Source organism: Sphingobium sp. (genome assembly GCF_036170395.1).
In the GTDB taxonomy this organism is placed as follows: domain Bacteria; phylum Pseudomonadota; class Alphaproteobacteria; order Sphingomonadales; family Sphingomonadaceae; genus Sphingobium.
The window spans coordinates 36,911-54,539 of the sequence record NZ_JAVHPD010000027.1; the positions used below are offsets into that span (position 1 = coordinate 36,911).

Here is a 17,629-nt window from a genome sequence, read left to right on the forward strand (position 1 = left end):
AAAAATCAGTGATGGCCGGGCGCATAGGGAAAGCGCTGCGCTTTGTACCAATTGAGGTCATGCGCCGGAGCGGCCGCGCCGGCGGGCAGGGGCAGGCGATTGGTCGACTGGAAATAGGCGATGCTGGCGTCGCGCCACCATGTCGCTTCGCGCCGCTGGATGGCGAGGAAGCTCTCCGTCTGCGCGAAGCGTTCGGCGTCCACCAGCGGGCGAAGCCCCTCCCATGTCCGCTGCATGTCGGCGACGTAAGCGACCCCGCGATCATATTGACGGACCATCCCGTCCCACAATGTCTCGCCCGATTTCAGGCGATAATCCCATGGAACATGATGGAACCATAGCAGGTCGCGTTCCGGCGTAGTCCTTGGACTGCCAAGAATTTTTGCGATCTGCGGCGCATATTGGGCGATGGCGTCGCTGCCGGTCTTCGTCCGGTCGAAGCCGATGCCGGCGGCGTCCGCCTTGTGATAATAGACCGGGTTCCATTCGGGCCGCGCCAGGTCCGACACCCAGGGGGCGGGGCCATAATGATGGCCGGTGCCCATGACATGGGCGAGGCCGAGCGGCGTCATATAGTCGACCGCCGCCTCGCGCGATCCCATCATCATGGCGACGACCGGCGCAACCACGCGCGGGTCGGGCGAGAACGTCATCGCCGCCCATTCGCGCGCGACTGCTTCCGCCGACAGGCTGGTGTCCCACGCCATACGACCAAAGGCGTACCAGTCCGCCTGGTTGAAGATCGACCCGCTCCAGTCGCGATCGACCCCGATATTGGCGACCCCGGCGATCCCGGTCAGCCTGTGCCCGTCGAGCGACCCGTCGATCACCCTGGCGACGGTCGAACCCTTGCCCTTCGCATAGGTGTCGGCGTCCAGCACCTCCTCGAACAATGGCCCCAGATAGGTAAGGTGGGTCGACTGGCCGAGATATTCCTTGGTGATCTGGAATTCCATCATCAGCGGCGTCCTGGGCATTGCGCCGAACAGCGGATGGAAGGGCTCGCGCGGCTGGAAGTCGATCGCGCCATTCTTCACCTGCACGATGACATTGTCGGCGAACTGGCCGTCCAGCGGCTTGAAGTCGGTGAAAGCTTGCTTCGCGCGATCGTCGGGATTGTCATGGGCGTAGACGAAAGCGCGCCACATCACGATCCCGCCATGCGGCTTCACCGCGCCGGCAAGCATGTTCGCGCCATCGGCATGGGTGCGCTTATAATCCTGCGGTCCCGGCTGGCCCTCGCTATTGGCCTTCACCAGGAAGCCGCCGAAGTCGGGGATGGCGCGATAGATTTCGTCGGCCTTCGCCTTCCACCAGGCGGCGACTTGCGGGTCGAGCGGATCGGCGGTCTTAAGGCCGTCCAACTCCATCGGCGCGGTCCATCTGACCGACAGATAGACGCGGATGCCATAGGGCCGGAGCATATCCGCCAGCGCCGCCGCCTTGGCGATATAGGACGCGGTCAGGCTGTCGGCCTTGGCATTCACATTGTTGAGGACCGTGCCGTTGATGCCGATCGAGGCGTTGGCGCGGGCATAATCGGTATAGCGCGGCCCCTTATAGTCGGGCAGCCGCCACCAGTCCCAGATCGACTGCCCGGCATAGCCGCGCTCCACCGTGCCATCCAGATTGTCCCAGTGATTGAGCAGCCGCAGCCCGATCTTCGGCGCGCTGACGATGTCGAGCGCATCGAGTCGCGCCCCGGTCTGCGCCAGCCGCAGCCAATGATAGGCGCCGTGCAGCAGGCCGATATCGCTGTTGGCGGCGATCAGCGTCATGGCCTTGCCACCCTGCTGGATCGACCGGATGGCATAGCCTTCCTGCCCCAGCGCGCCGGTCTTGACCGGCAGGGCAGGGGTCGTGGCCGGTGTCGCCAGCCACAGTGCGCCGGCCTGCGGCTCGGTTGCCAGGGCAGGCGCGCGCCCGGTCATGCCGGCGACGCCGCGTTGCAGTTCGTCGGTCGCGGCTTTCAGCGTCGCGCTGCTTCCGGCCGCCACGATAGCGCTCGCATGGGCGGAAACAGCGGCGGCGCGGCTTTCGTCGGCGCGGGCATAGCGCAGCCACAGATCATAGCCGTCCTCAGCCCGCGCCATCGGCGACAGTGCCAGGCAGGCGAGGCTCATCATCCAGAAACCCAGGCGCGCTATCACTCATCCCTCTCCTTGATGCGATCCTTGCCGGCCGCTTAAACGGCATTGACAAGCATGTCTTGTCCGACCAATGGTAACGGTATCAGTCGGCGCTGCAAGCGAAAAGCGCCGGCCGGTCAAAAATGGAGGGGGCTTCCACCATGATCCATCCCGGCAAAATCCTGGGCCTGTCGACCGCGCTGGCGCTCAGCATGGTCGCGCCCGTCGCCCCGGCCGCTGCCGCGCCTGCCTCCGCCAGCGCCCGCCCGCTCTACAAGGATGCGTCGGCTCCTGTCGAATCGCGCGTCGACGATCTGCTCGCCCGCATGACGCTGGACGAAAAGATCGCGCAGATCACCACGGTCTGGGAGGGCAAGGTCGCGCTCTTCGACGACCGGCTCCAGCTCGACCTCGCCAAGCTCCGGGCCGCCTATCCGGCGGGCCTCGGCCATTTTGCCCGTCCTTCCGACGCGAAGGCGGGCGTGAGTCCTCGGGTCGCACCAGGACGCACACCGCGCCAGACGGTCGCGCTCGTCAACGCCCTGCAAAAATGGGCGATGACGGAAACGCGCCTCGGCATCCCGATCCTCTTCCATGAGGAAGGGCTGCACGGCTATGCGGCCGTCGGCGCGACCAGCTTCCCCCAGGCCATCGCCATGGCCTCCTCCTTCGATCCCGCGATGCTGCGGGAGGTGAACCAAGTCATTGCCCGCGAAATCCGCTCGCGCGGCGTCAGCCTCGTCCTCTCGCCGGTCGTGGACATCGCCCGCGATCCGCGCTGGGGCCGGATCGAGGAGACGTTCGGCGAAGACCCCTATCTCGCCGGCGAGATGGGCGTCGCCGCCGTCGAAGGCTTGCAGGGGGAAGGCCGCGCTCGCCAGCTTCGCCCCGGCAAGGTATTCGCCACGCTCAAGCATCTGACCGGCCATGGCCAGCCCGAAAGCGGCACCAATGTCGGCCCCGCGCCCTATTCGGAACGCGAACTGCGCGAGAATTTCTTCCCGCCCTTCGAGCAGGTGGTGAAGCGCACCGGCATAGAGGCGGTCATGGCCTCCTATAACGAGATCGACGGCGTTCCCAGCCACGCCAACCGCTGGCTGCTGGAGGATGTGCTCCGCCGCGAATGGGGCTTCAAGGGCGCGGTCGTCTCAGACTATTCGGCGGTCGACCAGCTCATGAGCATCCACCATATCGCCCCCGACCTGGAGGGCGCGGCGATCCGCGCGCTCGACGCGGGCGTGGACGCCGACCTGCCCGACGGCATCTCCTACGCAAAGCTCGGCAAGCTGGTCCGCGAAGGCAAGGTCAGCGAGGCGAAGGTCGACCAGGCGGTGCGTCGGATGCTGGACCTGAAATTCCGCGCCGGCTTGTTCGAGAACCCCTATGCCGATGCCGCCGCCTCGGAAAAGATCACCAATAATGCCGAAGCGCGCGCGCTGGCGCTCACCGCCGCGCAACGCTCGATAACCCTGCTCAAGAATGACGGCATGTTGCCGCTGAAGCCCGAAGGCAGCATAGCGATCATCGGCCCCAGCGCCGCCGTCGCGCGCCTCGGCGGCTATTATGGCGAGCCGCCGCACAAGGTCTCCATCCTCGACGGCATCAGGGCGAAGGTCGGCAAACGCGCCAGCATCGTCTTTGCCCAAGGCGTCAAGATTACCGACAATGACGACTGGTGGGAGGACAAGGTGGTCAAGTCCGACCCGGCCGAAAACCGCCGGCTGATCGCGCAGGCGGTGGAGGCGGCCCGCAACGTCGACCGCATCATCCTTACCTTGGGCGACACTGAGCAATCGAGCCGCGAAGGCTGGGCCAGCAGCCATCTCGGCGACCGCCCCAGCCTCGATCTCGTCGGCGAACAGCAGGAATTGTTCGATGCGCTGAAGGCGCTCGGCAAGCCGATCACCGTCATCCTCATCAACGGCCGCCCCGCCTCGACCGTCAAGATCAGCGAGCAGGCCAACGCGATCCTGGAAGGCTGGTATCTGGGCGAACAGGGCGGCAATGCCGTCGCCGACGTCCTGTTCGGCGACGTCAATCCGGGCGGCAAGCTGCCCGTCACCATCCCCCGCTCGGTCGGCCAGTTGCCCATCTTCTACAACGCCAAGCCATCGGCGCGGCGCGGCTATCTGTTCGACACGACCGACCCGCTCTACCCGTTCGGCTACGGCCTCAGCTACACGACATTCGAGCTGTCCCAGCCGAAGCTGGCGGTGAGCCGTATCGGCGTGGGCGGTCAAACAACTGTCTCACTCGCTGTTCGCAACAGCGGCGCGCGCGAAGGCGATGAGGTGGTCCAGCTCTACATCCGCGACAAGGTCAGCTCGGTCACCCGCCCGATCAAGGAGCTGAAGGGCTTCCAGCGCGTGACCTTGAAACCCGGCGAAACCCGCACCGTCAGCTTCGCGATCACGCCCGAAAGCCTCCAGATGTGGAACGGCCGGATGGAGCGCGTGGTCGAGCCGGGCGAATTCGAGATCATGACCGGCAATAGCTCGGTCGCGCTCCAGTCCACGACGCTGACGGTGACGCCATGAGCCTGTCGCGCCGCCACGCCCTCGGCCTGCTCGCCTCCACCGCCGCCACCCCGGCGCTGGCGAAGGCGCGCAGCGGCCCGCTCTACAAGGACGCATCCGCGCCCATCGACCTGCGCGTCCGCGATCTCCTCGCCCGCATGACGCTGGAGGAGAAGGTCGCGCAGATCATCGCGCTCTGGGCGACCAAGGCGGAGGTGATGGACGGCATCGCCTTCTCCCCCGCCAAGGCGAGCGCCGCCTATCCGCACAGCTTCGGCCAGATCACCCGCCCGTCCGACAAGCGCGGCGTGGCGGGCGACGCCAACCAGGCGGGCGGCGTCGGCGCGCGCTGGCGCACGCCGCAGGAGACGGTCGATTTCGTCGCCGCCGTCCAGAAATGGGCGATCGAGGAAACCCGCCTCGGCATCCCCGTCCTGTTCCACGAGGAATCGCTCCACGGCTATATGGCGACGGAAGCGACCATGTTCCCGATGGCGATCGGCCTCGCCGGCAGCTTCGACCGCGACCTGATGCGCGAGGTCCAGTCCGTCATCGCCCGCGAGGTCCGCGCCCGCGGCGTCCATCTGGCGCTCTCGCCCGTGGTCGACATCGCCCGCGATCCGCGCTGGGGCCGGATCGAGGAGACGTTCGGCGAAGACCCCTATCTCTGCGGCGAGATGGGCGTCGCCGCCGTCCTTGGCCTTCAGGGCGAAAGCAGGCAACTCGGCCCCGACAAGGTCATGGCGACGTTGAAGCATATGACCGGCCACGGCCAGCCGCAGGCCGGCGAGAATATCGCCCCTGCGCCGATCAGCGAGCGGGAATTGCGCGAAAATTTCTTCCCGCCCTTCCGTGAAGTCGTGAATCGCACCGGCATCGCCGCCGTCATGCCCAGCTATAACGAGATTGACGGCGTCCCCAGCCACCAGAACCGCTGGCTGCTAAACGACATTTTGCGCGGCGAATGGGGTTTCGACGGCGCGGTGGTCAGCGACTATGGCGCGGTCCACGAACTCGACACCATCCACCATGTCCAGCCCGACCCGCAGGCAGCCGCGCGCGCGGCTCTTCGCGCCGGAGTGGATTGCGAGCTGCCCGACGGGACCAGCTATCGGACGCTCGTGGAACAGGTCCGCAGCGGAAAAGTCCCTCAAGAAGCGGTCGACATCGCCTGCACACGCATGTTGACGCTGAAATTCCGCGCGGGCCTGTTCGAAAATCCCTGGCCGCGCAAGGATCATGCGGCGCTCACCGGCAACAAGGAAGCCCGCGCGCTGGCGCTCAAGGCCGCGCATCGCTCGATCGTGCTGCTCAAAAATGACGGCACCTTGCCGCTCACCCCCGGCGCGCAGAAGCGGGTGGCGGTGATCGGTCCCAACGCCGCCATCGCCCGCCTCGGCGGCTATTCGAGCGTGCCGCGCCAGACTGTCTCGCTGCTCGAAGGGGTGCAGGTCAAGCTCAAGGGCAAGGCGGAGGTCGTCCATGCCCAGGGCGTGTTCATCACCCAGAGCGAGGATCGCTCGGCTAATGAGGTGCTGCTGGCCGACCCGGCGAAAAACCGCGCGCTGATCGCGGAGGCGGTCGAGGTGGCGAAGTCGGCCGACATCGTCATCCTCGCCATCGGCGACACCGAACAGACCAGCCGCGAGGGCTTCGCCAAGAACCATCTCGGCGACCGCACCAGCCTCGACCTTTTGGGTGAGCAGAACGACCTGTTCCTCGCGATGAAGGCGACCGGCAGGCCCGTCATCGTCTGCGCGATCAACGGCCGCCCGCCCAGCTACCCCACTGTCGCGGAGGGCGCGAACGCGCTGCTCGAATGCTGGTATCCGGGGCAGGAGGGCGGCACGGCCATGGCCGACATATTGTTCGGCGAGGTCAATCCCGGCGCCAAGCTGCCCGTCACCGTCGCGCGCGACGCGGGCCAGGTGCCGGTCTTTTACAACCGCAAACCCTCGGCGCGGCGCGGCTATGTGTTCGAGGACATAACGCCGCTCTACCCCTTCGGATATGGCCTCAGCTACACGACATTCGAGTTCGGAAAGCCACGGCTTTCTTCTCCCCGCATCGGCACAGGCGGCGAAGTGACGGTCGAAGTCGACGTGCGCAATACCGGCCAGAGGGCAGGGGACGAGGTCGTCCAGCTCTACGTCCGCGATCAGACCGCCAGCGTCACCCGCCCGATCAAGCAATTGAAGGGGTTCAAGCGCGTCTCTCTCGCGCCCGGCGAAACGAAAACCGTCCGCATCACGCTCGGCCCTTCCGCCTTCTCGCTCTGGAATCTCGACATGGAGGAGGTGGTCGAACCCGGCCTCTTCGACATCATGGTCGGGCCGGACAGCGAAAATCTGCAGACCATCCCGCTCGAAGTCATCTGAACAGGATTTCCCAAATGCCTAAAATCGTTGACACCAAGGTCATCATCACCTGTCCCGGCCGCAATTTCGTCACCCTCAAGATCATCTGCGACGACGGCACCACCGGCGTCGGCGACGCGACGCTCAACGGCCGCGAACTGTCGGTCGCCAGCTACCTCACCGACCATGTCGTCCCCTGCCTCATCGGCCGGGACGCGCACCGGATCGAGGATATCTGGCAATATCTCTACAAGGGCGCCTATTGGCGGCGCGGCCCTGTCACCATGACCGCGATCGCGGCGGTCGACATGGCGCTGTGGGACATCAAGGGCAAGATCGCGGGCCTGCCGGTTTATCAGCTGCTGGGCGGCGCGAGCCGCGAGGGCGTGATGGTCTATGGCCATGCCAACGGCACGTCGATCGAGGACACGATCGAGGCTGCGCTCGACTACCAGAAGCAGGGCTACAAGGCGATCCGCATCCAGTGCGGTGTGCCGGGCATGGCGTCCACCTATGGCGTCAGCAAGGACCGCTATTTCTACGAGCCGGCGGACGCTGACCTGCCGACCGAAAATGTCTGGAACACCAGCAAATATCTGCGCATCGTCCCCGAACTGTTCAAGGCTGCGCGGGAGGCTCTGGGCTGGGATGTGCATCTGCTGCACGACATCCACCACCGCCTGACCCCGATCGAGGCCGGCCGTCTGGGCAAGGATCTCGAACCCTACCGCCCCTTCTGGCTGGAGGACGCGACCCCCGCCGAGAATCAGGAGGCGTTCAAGCTGATCCGCCAGCACACCACCGCGCCGCTCGCGGTGGGCGAAATCTTCAATTCGATCTGGGACGCCAAGGATCTGATCCAGAACCAGCTGATCGACTATATCCGAGCCACCGTGGTCCATGCCGGCGGCATCACCCACCTGCGCCGCATCGCCGCGCTCGCCGACCTCTATCAGGTCAAGACCGGCTGCCATGGCGCGACCGACCTGTCGCCGGTCTGCATGGCGGCCGCACTGCATTTCGACATCAGCGTGCCCAATTTTGGCGTCCAGGAATATATGCGCCACACGCCCGAGACCGACGCGGTCTTCCCCCATGCCTATACGTTCGAGGACGGCATGATGCATCCGGGCGACGCGCCGGGCCTGGGCGTCGACATCGACGAGCAACTGGCCGCCGGCTACGAGTATCAGCGCGCCTTCCTGCCGGTGAACCGGCTGGAGGACGGCACGCTGTTCAACTGGTGAGCCGATGAACGCGGCATCCACATCATCGTCATCCCCGCGAAGGCGGGGATCCATCTCCGTCCTTCTCCCCAACCGCCGAGGTGGGAGATGGATTCCCGCCTGCGCGGGAATGACAAGAGTGGGTTTGCAATGACTACCATCCCCAAACCCTCCGGCAAAATCCGCTGGATCGTCTGCGGCCTGCTCTTCGCGGCGGTGGTGCTGAGCTATGTCGATCGCCTCGTGCTGCCGACGCTGAAGCCCGATCTGCAGGCGCGCTATGGCTGGAGCGAGAGCGGCTATGCCGATCTCGCCATCTGGTTCCAGGCGGGTTACGGCATCGCCTATGTCTTTTTCGGCCGGCTGATCGACCGGATCGGCGCGCGGGCGGGCTATGCGCTTGCGGTGACGCTGTGGACGATCGGCCACGTCGCGCACATTTTCTTCACCTCGACCGCCGGAATGCTGCTCGCCCGCATCCCGCTGGCCATCGGGGAGGCGGGAACCTTCCCCGCCGCCATCGCCGCCACCAACGAATGGTTCCCCAAGAAGGAGCGCGCCTTCGCGATCGGCATCTTCAACGCCGGGTCGAATGTCGGCGCGATTCTGACGCCGCTGATCGTGCCGATCATCGCGGTGTCGCTCGGCTGGCGCTGGGCCTTCATCCTCACTGGCCTGCTGACTCTCGTCTGGCTCGCCGCCTGGCTCGCTTTCTACCGCCGCCCGCGCGAGAAGAAGAGCCTGACGCCCGAAGAACTGGCGTGGATCGAGACTGATCCCGTCGAACCCCAGCGCCCGGTCAAATGGGCCACGCTGTTCCGCCATCGCCAGACCTGGGCCTATATGCTCGGTCGCTTCCTGATCGACCCGGTCTGGTGGACCTTCCTCTTCTGGCTGCCGGATTTCTTCAACAAGCAATATGGCGTCAAGATGCTGGACTTCGGTCCGCCGCTGATCGCCGTCTATCTGCTGGCGGATGTCGGTTCGATCGCCGGCGGCTGGACCTCCTCGCGCCTCATGGGCCGGGGCTGGAGCGTCAACCGCGCCCGCAAGAGCGCGATGCTGCTCGCCGCGCTCTGCGCCGTGCCGATCGCCTTTGCGACGAGCGCGCCGTCGATGTGGGTCGCGGTCGGCCTGATCGGCCTCGCCTGCGCCGGGCATCAGGGCTTCTCGGCCAATCTCTATGCGCTGCCGGGCGATGTCTTTCCGCGCTGGATGGCGGGATCGGTGGTGGGCCTGGGCGGCCTCTCCGGCGCGGTCGGCGGCATGCTGATGGCGAAATTCGCCGGCGTCATCCTCGAAACGATCGGCAGCTACGGTCCGATCTTCGCCGTCGCGTCGGTCGCCTATCTGGTCGCGCTCGCCGTCATTCATCTTCTCCTGCCCCGCTATCAGCCGGTGGCGATACCCCTTGCCGAAAGCGCCGCATGACCACGCCTTTGCGTCTCCATCCCGATCGCCTGTTCCCGTCCGATCCCACCACCCGCGCCATCGCCCGCGCGCTCTACGCCACGGTCAAGGATTTGCCGATCGTCAGCCCGCACGGCCACACCGACCCGCGCTGGTTCGCCTACGACCAGCCCTTCGCAAACCCGGCCGAGCTGCTGATCGTGCCGGACCATTATGTGTTCCGGATGCTCTACAGCCAGGGGGTGAAGCTGGAGGAGCTGGGCGTGCCGACCATAGACGGCAGCTCGACCGAGACCGACCCGCGCGCCATCTGGCACCGCTTCGCCGCTCATTACCACCTGTTCCGGGGCACGCCTTCGCGCCTGTGGCTCGACTGGGTGTTCGCGGAAGCGTTCGGTATCGACGTGCGGCTGGAGCCGGCGACGGCGGACCATTATTACGTCATCATCGACGCCGCGCTCAAGACCAACGCCTTCCGCCCGCGCGCTTTGTTCGATCGCTTCAACATCGAAGTCATCGCCACCACCGAAGGCCCGCTCGACCCGCTCGACCATCATCGCGCAATCCGCGCATCGGGCTGGGCGGGGAGGGTGGTCACCGCCTATCGCCCGGACCCTGTAATGGACCCCGACATCGCCGGCTTCCCGGAGCGCGTCCGCGCCTTCTGCGCCATGGCGGGCGAGGATGCCGGCAGCTTCGCCGCCTATCTGCGCGCGCATGAGAAGCGCCGCGCCGATTTCCGCGCGGCCGGCGCGACCTCGACCGATCACGGCCATCCCGACGCCTTCACCGCCCACCTTCCCCCCGCCGAGATCGAGGCGCTCTACGTGCGCGCGATCAGCGGCCCGGTGAGCGCCGCCGACGCCCGCCTGTTCCGCGGCCATATGCTGACCGAAATGGCGCGCATGTCGATCGAGGACGGCATGGTGATGCAGCTCCACCCCGGCGTCCATCGCAGCCACAATGCCGCCGTGCTCGCTCGCTTCGGCCGCGACAAGGGCGGCGACATCCCGCTTTCCGGCGAATTCGTGCAGGCATTGAAGCCCTTGCTCGACCTTTACGGCAACGATCGGCGCCTCACCCTCATCCTCTTCACCCTGGACGAGGACGTCTATTCGCGCGAACTCGCCCCGCTCGCGGGTCATTATCCAGCGCTTCGGCTCGGCCCGCCCTGGTGGTTCCATGACAGCCCCGAAGGGATGCGCCGCTTCCGCGAGCGCGCGACCGAGACCGCTGGTTTCTACAACACGGTCGGCTTCAACGACGACACCCGCGCCTTCCTGTCTATCCCGGCGCGGCACGATGTCGCGCGCCGCATGGATTGCGCCTTTCTCGCGCGCCTCGTCGCCGAGCATCGGCTGGAGGAGGACGAGGCCCATGACCTTGCCCATGCGCTCAGCTACGATCTGGTGAAGAAAGCCTATAAGCTGTGAAAAGACTGTCGGCCGCCACGCTGGCGGACCTGCCGGACGATGTGATCCGCCCCGGCTATGACCGCGCCGCCGTCCGCTGCGGCGTCGTCCATCTGGGCATCGGCGCCTTCCACCGCGCGCATCAGGCGGCCTTTTTCGACGATGCGCTGAATGCGGGCGACCTGCGCTGGGGCATCGTCGCCGCCTCGCTCCGCTCGCCCGCCGTGCGCGACCAGATGGCACCGCAGGATGGTCTCTACACGATGCTCGTGCGCGACGGCGCGGCCGAGCAGGCGCGCATCATCGGTGCGGTCCGCCAAGTCATCGTCGCGCCCGAAGAGCCCGAAGCGCTGATCGCCGCGATGGCCTCGCCCGACACCCATATCGTGACGCTGACCGTGACCGAGAAGGGCTATAAGCTCGATCCCGCCACCGGCGCGCTGATCGCGGATGATCCGCAGCTCGCCGCCGACCTCGCCGCGCTCGACCGGCCCCGGACCGCCCCCGGCTTCATCGTCGCCGCGCTCGCCCGCCGCCGCGCCGCCGGCCTGCCCCCCTTCACCGCGATCAGCTGCGACAATCTGCCGCACAATGGTGCGCGGCTGCGCGACTCCGTGATCGCGCTCGCCCGCCGCCATGACGCCGCGCTGGCCGACTGGATTGCGGCCGAAGGCGCTTTCCCGCAGACGATGGTCGACCGCATCGTGCCCGCCACGACCGATGAGGATATCGCGGCCCTCGCATCGCGGTTCGGCGTCGAGGACCGGGCGATGGTCAAGACCGAACCTTTCGCCCAATGGGTGATAGAGGACCGCTTCTGCGGCCCGCGCCCCGATTTCGGTCCCGGCGTTCAACTGACCGCCGCTGTCGCGCCCTGGGAGGAAGCCAAGCTGCGCCTGCTCAACGGCGCGCATAGCGGCATCGCCTATCTGGGCGGCCTCGCCGGCATCGCCCATGTCCATGAGGTGCTGGCGCTGCCCAACGCGCGCCACTTTGTCGAAGCGCTCTGGGACGAGGCGCAAACGACGCTTTCGCCACCCCCTGAACTCGACATCGCCGCCTATCGCCGCGCACTCATGGCCCGGTTCGACAATCCGACCCTGCGCCACCGCACGCGCCAGATCGCAATGGACGGATCGCAGAAGCTGCCCCAGCGCCTGCTCGCGCCCATCGCCGATCGGTTGGCGCGCGGGCAGGGGATCGCCGCGCTGGCGCTGGCGGTCGCGGCCTGGATACGCTGGCAGGCGGGGCGCGATGATCGGGGCGCGACTCACATGGTCGATGACCCGCTTGCCGGCCCGATCGTGCAGCGGCTCGCGCCCGCCTGGACCGCCGCCGAGCGGGTGGACGCGATCCTCGGCTTCGCCCCGGTCGTCCCGCCGGGACTGGCCGATAACAGCGGCTTGCGCGACACGCTCGCTCACTGGCTGACGATCCTCGAACAGCAGGGCGCGCTGGCCGCGCTTGGTGCCCTGCGGCAGGATTGTCACAGAAAAATGTAACGCTACCATTTTTCACGCACAATTGTTGACAAAGCACTAAATGGCGTTATTCCCAAACTACTGATAGCGGTAACAGTCGGCTTGCAACAAAGCCCTGTGCGCTGGTTCGGAGAGGGTTTTTCCATGTCTGCTCAGATTCACGCCTTTCGCGCCGCCCTGTTTGCGGCGTCCGCCCTGGGTTCGCTCGGCCTGTCTCAGGTCACCATGGCGCAGGACGCCGCTCCGCAGGATGCAGCGCCCCAATCGGCCGCCGCACCCGAGGAGGAAGTCGCTGACATCGTCGTCACCGGCATTCGCGGCTCGCTGCAAAGCGCGACCAATGCCAAGAAGAACGCCGTCGCTTTCGGCGACGCGATCTTTGCCGAGGATATCGGCAAGCTGCCCGCCACCAACCTTGCCGAAACGCTGAACCGGATGCCGGGCGTCCGCCTCAACCGCGACATCACCGGCGAAGGCACGCAGGTCGCGATTCGCGGCCTTGGTCCCAGCTTCTCGAAGGTGCTGCTGAACGGATCGCAGATCGCGGTCGCGTCGGACGGCGGCACCACCGGCGGCGGCGGCGGCAACCGCGAAGTCGATCTCGACTTCTTCCCGTCCGAACTGTTCACCCGGCTCGATCTCGCCAAGTCGGCGACGGCATCGACGATCGAGGGCGGCATCGCCGGCACCGTCAACCTCCGCAACGCGCGCCCCTTCGACAAGCCCGGCACCCATGTCACCGTGGTCGCGCAGGGCCAATATACCGACACCAATGACAAGGTCAGCCCGCGCGGCGCGCTGGTCGCCAGCCACACCACCGACACGTTCGGCATCCTGCTCGGCGTCGCCGGCGTCAAGACCAAGACCCGCGTCGACGGCTTCGACACGGTCGGCTGGACCGACGGCAATCTGGGCGCGGGCGATCCGGGCGGCAATAATTTCACCTGGGCCTCGGTCGTTCCCCGCAATGCCGGCCATGGCCTTGTCGCCGGCCAGCCGGTCGATGTCGTCGCGACCTCGGGCCTGACCCGCGACCAACTCAGCACCGCGCTGATCCCGCGCCTCGCCCGCAATGCGCTCACCACCGGCGACCGCTCGCGCATCTCGGCGCTCGCCTCGGTCGAATGGCGCCCGAGCGATGCGCTGCACTTCGCGATCGACGGCATCTGGGCCAAGTCCACCCGCGACTTCACCCGCGTCAACATGAACTGGCAGGTCCGCAATTCCGGCCCCGGCACCAGCCCGCAGTCGACCGGCGGCATGATCCCGATCGACCTCACCGTGGACGAAAACAATGTCGTCACCAGCGGCACCTTCGCCAACTCCTCCTTCTTTCTGGAGGCGAGCCGCTTCAAGCAGACCACCCATTTCTGGAACATCAACCCCAGCGTGACGTGGCAGCCGACCGACAAGCTCAAGGTCGTCGCCAATCTCAACATGTCGAAGAGCCGCTTCTTCCGCGAGCAGCCGACCTGGGCGTTCCAGACGACGCCGCAGTCGGGCGTGGACGTCTATTATGACAACACGGACGGTTATTATCCGCAGATCACGACCAATATCGATCTCAACAGCCCGGCGGCCGGCTGGCAATGGTATCGCCAGAATGTCCAGAATGTCCGCCGCCGCACCGAAACGCAGGGCGCGCATCTCGACCTCGTCTATGGCGACGACTATCTGAACTTCAAGGTCGGCGCTGCCTATGACCGCGCCAAGCGCTTCGTGCGCGCCTTCGACAATAGCTCGGCCTATCAGCTGACGGTATGCGGCGCGAGCTGCGCGGGCCAGACCGGCACCATCACCAATGCGCAGGTGCCGCAATATCTGCTGCCCTTCCCGGTCGATAATTTCGGCCATCTGGCGAACCGCAATGTCGGCTACACCGCCTTCGTCGTGCCGGACTTCCAGAAGATCATCGACGCGACCAACTACAACCAGTTCCGCGACAACGCCCCCGAAGCGCGCGGCGCGGTCACCGGCGGCGCGACCGGCGATGTCGATGAAAAGGTCTGGGGCGCCTATTTCGAGGTCAACGGGCGCACCACGCTGCTCGGCCGCGACCTCGATGTGAACGCCGGTATGCGCTACGCCCGCACGAAGCAGAATGTCATAGGTCCAAGCCAGGTCGGCACGACCATCGTCGATATCGTCGCCAACTCGACCTATGAGAATTTCCTGCCCGCTCTGAACGTCACCTGGAGCGCGATGGACAATCTCAAGCTGCGCTTCTCCGCCTCGCGGACGATGACGCGGCCGGAAGCGGGCAACATCCTGCCGGGCATCACCTTCTCCGATCCGTCGGCGCTGGTCGCGTCCGCCGGCAACCCGGACCTTCAGCCCTTCACGTCGAACAATCTCGACATCGGCGGCGAATATTATACCGGCGGCATCGGCTATATCGGCGTAACCGGCTTCCAGAAGAATATCCAGGGCTTCACGCTGACGCAGCAGAGCCAGGTGACGTTCGGATCGTTGAACATCCCCTTCGCCAGCCTCCAGTCGACCCAGCAGAATGCGCTCAACGACCGCGCCCGCGCCACGGGACTCGCGGTCGAGAACCTGCCGATCACGGTCAACCGTCCGGTCAATCTTCAGTCGCTCAAGATCCAGGGCGTCGAAGCGACCTGGGTGCAGCCGCTCGACTTCCTGGTGAAGGGCCTAGGCTTCTCGGCCAACGGCACCTATTTGAAGCAGTCGTCGGCATCGGGTCTCGTCGCGACCGGCGTGCCGAAATGGTCCTACAATCTTCAGGGCTTCTACGAAAATCACGGCCTGTCGGTCAGCCTGAACTATGTCTGGAACGACAAGTCGATCGGCCAGAACGGACCGCAGAACGGCATCAGCAGCGCGTTCCTCGGCAATGATGCGCGCGGCCAGCTCGATCTGTCGGCCGGCTATCAGCTGCCCTTCTTCAACAAGGCGCTGCGCCTGACGGTGGACGTGCTCAACATCACCAACGAGCCGATCCGCACCATCTTCGCCTACGACAACGCGCCCTATTCGATCTTCTACCCCGGCCGCCAGGTTCTGGCCGGCATCCGGGCGAACTTCTGATCCTCCCCCTGAGGACACCTTGAAGGGCCGGCCGCAACGCCGGCCCTTTTTCTGTCTGGACAGAAAGCCCCTTGGGGTCGAACCTGTTGAATACAAACGTCGTTGAAGGGAACGATGCTGTTCCCCGGCGAAGGCCGGGGTCCAGTTCCACGGCCTGAACTGGACCCCGGCCTTCGCCGGGGAACAGGGCGGCAGTCTCTATTAACGGCACAAGCCCCTTCCACTCGGGAACCGCTATGCGATCGTTGCTCTTCCTGCCCCTGGCCCTCCTCGCCGCCGCGCCCGCGCAGGCGAAGCATTGCGCCCCAACATGGGTCGCCGCTTGGGCGTCTGCGCAATATAAGCCGGTCAACGACGCCGTCCTGCCCCCCGGCACGCTCAAGGACCAGACGCTTCGCCAGATCATCCGGCCTTCGGTAGCAGGCGACCGGCTGCGCGTCCGCGTCTCCAATCTCGCGGGCGTCCAGCCGCTGCGCATCGCCGGCGCCAGCATCGCGCGGGCGCTGGGCAGCGCATCGCCCGCCATCGACCCCGCCAGCCTCATCCCGCTCCGCTTCGACGGCAAGGCGGACGTGATCGTCCCGCCCGGCGCGGATTATCTCTCCGATCCGGTCGCGATGCCGGTCGCGGCGCTGGCGAACATCGCCGTCTCGATCCGCTATGACGGCGAACCAGAACAGACCTCGCACCCCGGATCGCGCGCGACATCCTGGCATCTGCCCGGCGATCATCTGGCCGACGCCACCATGGCCGACGCGGGCCATTTCGACCACTGGTTCCACCTGTCGGGGCTGGAGGTCGAGCGGTGCGCTCCGGCAAAACTGATCGTCGCGCTCGGCGACTCCATCACCGACGGGCGCGGCTCCACCACCAACGGCAATGACCGCTGGACCGATCGCCTCGCGCAGCGGCTCCAGGCCGACCGCAAGCGGCGCGGCGTCGCGATCGTCAATCAAGGGATCGGCGGCAACCGGCTGCTGGACGACGGCCTTGGCCCCAACGCGCTCGCCCGCCTCGACCGCGACGTGCTCGGCCAGCCCGGCGTCACCCACCTCATCCTGCTCGAAGGCATCAACGATCTCGGCACCCTGACCCGCGAGGCTCCCGTTAGCAAAGAAGCGCATGAAGCCCATGTCGCCCGCATCATCGGCGCCTACCGCCAGATCATCGCCCGCGCCCGCGCGAAGGGCATCAAGGTCATCGGCGCGACCATCATGCCCTTCGTCGGCAACGACTATTATCACGCCGACGCGCAGAATGAGGCCGATCGGCAGGCGGTCAACGCCTGGATCCGCGAACCCGGCCATTTCGACGCCGTGGTGGATTTCGACCGCATCACCCGCGACCCCGCACGCCCCGACCGGCTGCTGCCCGCCTATGATGTCGGCGACGCTCTCCACCCATCGCCGGCCGGCTACAACGCGATGGGCGACGCGATCCCGCTCGGCCTGTTCGACTAACAAACCTCCGTTCGTTTCGAGCCTGTCGAGAAACGGAAAGCGCTGCCTCACCCGTTTCTCGACTTCGCTCGAAACGAACGGACGTCGCTATTTCCCGCCCCGCACCCGCCGGCTCCCCGCCTCCAGCACCGTCTCCATCGCGACGAAGGTCGATGTGCTCGCGACATGGGGCAGGGCGCTGATCTTCTCGCCCAGCACCGCGCGATAGCGGCGGATGTCGGCCGTCCGAACCTTCAGCAGATAGTCGAAATTGCTCGCCAGCATATGGCATTCCTCGACCTCGGGGATGCGCCGCACCGCCGCGTTGAATTCCTCCAGCGCCGCCTCGCGCGTGTCGCTCAGCTTCACCTCGGTGAAGGCGACATGATCCATGCCCATCTTCGCCGGATCGACGATCGCGCGAAAGCCGCGGATCACCCCACTGTCCTGCAAGCGCCGCAGCCGCACCTGACAGGGCGTCTTGGACAGCCCCACCGCTGCCGCCAGATCGGTGACGGTCATGCGCCCGTCCTCCACCAGCGCGGCAATGATGCGGCGGTCATATTCATCGAGATCGGGCGCTTTATCCATCCGCTCTGCCTAGCATG

Annotated in this window: 10 protein-coding genes; 8 read left to right on the forward strand and 2 right to left on the reverse strand. The window is 66.2% G+C overall.

The annotated features are described in order from the left end of the window. Window positions 1–5: 5 nt before the first annotated feature. A complete protein-coding gene (locus tag V2B31_RS08175; protein WP_422247317.1) occupies window positions 6–2,126 on the reverse strand; it encodes an alpha-glucuronidase family glycosyl hydrolase in 2,121 nt (706 codons plus the stop codon). Window positions 2,127–2,290: 164 nt separating this feature from the next. On the opposite strand from V2B31_RS08175, the gene V2B31_RS08180 reads away from it, so the two are divergent. From V2B31_RS08180 to V2B31_RS08215, 8 genes are all read left to right on the forward strand, one after another. Further along, window positions 2,291–4,666 (forward strand): glycoside hydrolase family 3 N-terminal domain-containing protein, encoded by a 2,376-nt coding sequence (locus V2B31_RS08180; protein WP_328277276.1) that lies wholly within the window; start codon window positions 2,291–2,293, stop codon window positions 4,664–4,666. Continuing rightward, a complete protein-coding gene (locus V2B31_RS08185; RefSeq protein WP_328277279.1) occupies window positions 4,663–7,023 on the forward strand; it encodes a glycoside hydrolase family 3 N-terminal domain-containing protein in 2,361 nt (786 codons plus the stop codon). Before V2B31_RS08180 ends, V2B31_RS08185 begins: the two co-directional genes overlap by 4 nt. A gap of 14 nt (window positions 7,024–7,037) precedes the next feature. Beyond that, window positions 7,038–8,249 (forward strand): D-mannonate dehydratase ManD, encoded by a 1,212-nt coding sequence (gene manD / locus V2B31_RS08190; RefSeq protein ID WP_328277281.1) that lies wholly within the window; start codon window positions 7,038–7,040, stop codon window positions 8,247–8,249. Window positions 8,250–8,378: 129 nt separating this feature from the next. Continuing rightward, on the forward strand, window positions 8,379–9,659 hold the full coding sequence (locus V2B31_RS08195; RefSeq protein ID WP_328277283.1) for an MFS transporter: 1,281 nt from the start codon (window positions 8,379–8,381) through the stop codon (window positions 9,657–9,659). Continuing rightward, complete coding sequence (uxaC, locus tag V2B31_RS08200; protein WP_328277284.1) at window positions 9,656–11,071, forward strand: glucuronate isomerase; 1,416 nt, start codon at window positions 9,656–9,658, stop codon at window positions 11,069–11,071. Before V2B31_RS08195 ends, uxaC begins: the two co-directional genes overlap by 4 nt. Continuing rightward, complete coding sequence (locus V2B31_RS08205) at window positions 11,068–12,552, forward strand: mannitol dehydrogenase family protein (protein ID WP_328277285.1); 1,485 nt, start codon at window positions 11,068–11,070, stop codon at window positions 12,550–12,552. Before uxaC ends, V2B31_RS08205 begins: the two co-directional genes overlap by 4 nt. Before the next feature lie 123 nt (window positions 12,553–12,675). Next, window positions 12,676–15,582: a TonB-dependent receptor gene (locus V2B31_RS08210; RefSeq protein WP_328277286.1), complete on the forward strand. Its 2,907-nt coding sequence runs from the start codon at window positions 12,676–12,678 to the stop codon at window positions 15,580–15,582. 236 nt (window positions 15,583–15,818) lie between these two features. Then, complete coding sequence (locus tag V2B31_RS08215; RefSeq protein ID WP_328277287.1) at window positions 15,819–17,042, forward strand: SGNH/GDSL hydrolase family protein; 1,224 nt, start codon at window positions 15,819–15,821, stop codon at window positions 17,040–17,042. Window positions 17,043–17,129: 87 nt separating this feature from the next. Here the strand turns inward: V2B31_RS08215 and V2B31_RS08220 are convergent, their stop codons facing one another. Beyond that, window positions 17,130–17,612 carry an Lrp/AsnC family transcriptional regulator gene (locus V2B31_RS08220; protein WP_328277289.1) on the reverse strand — a complete coding sequence of 161 codons (483 nt, stop codon included), beginning with the start codon at window positions 17,610–17,612 and terminating at the stop codon, window positions 17,130–17,132. Window positions 17,613–17,629 lie beyond the last annotated feature (17 nt).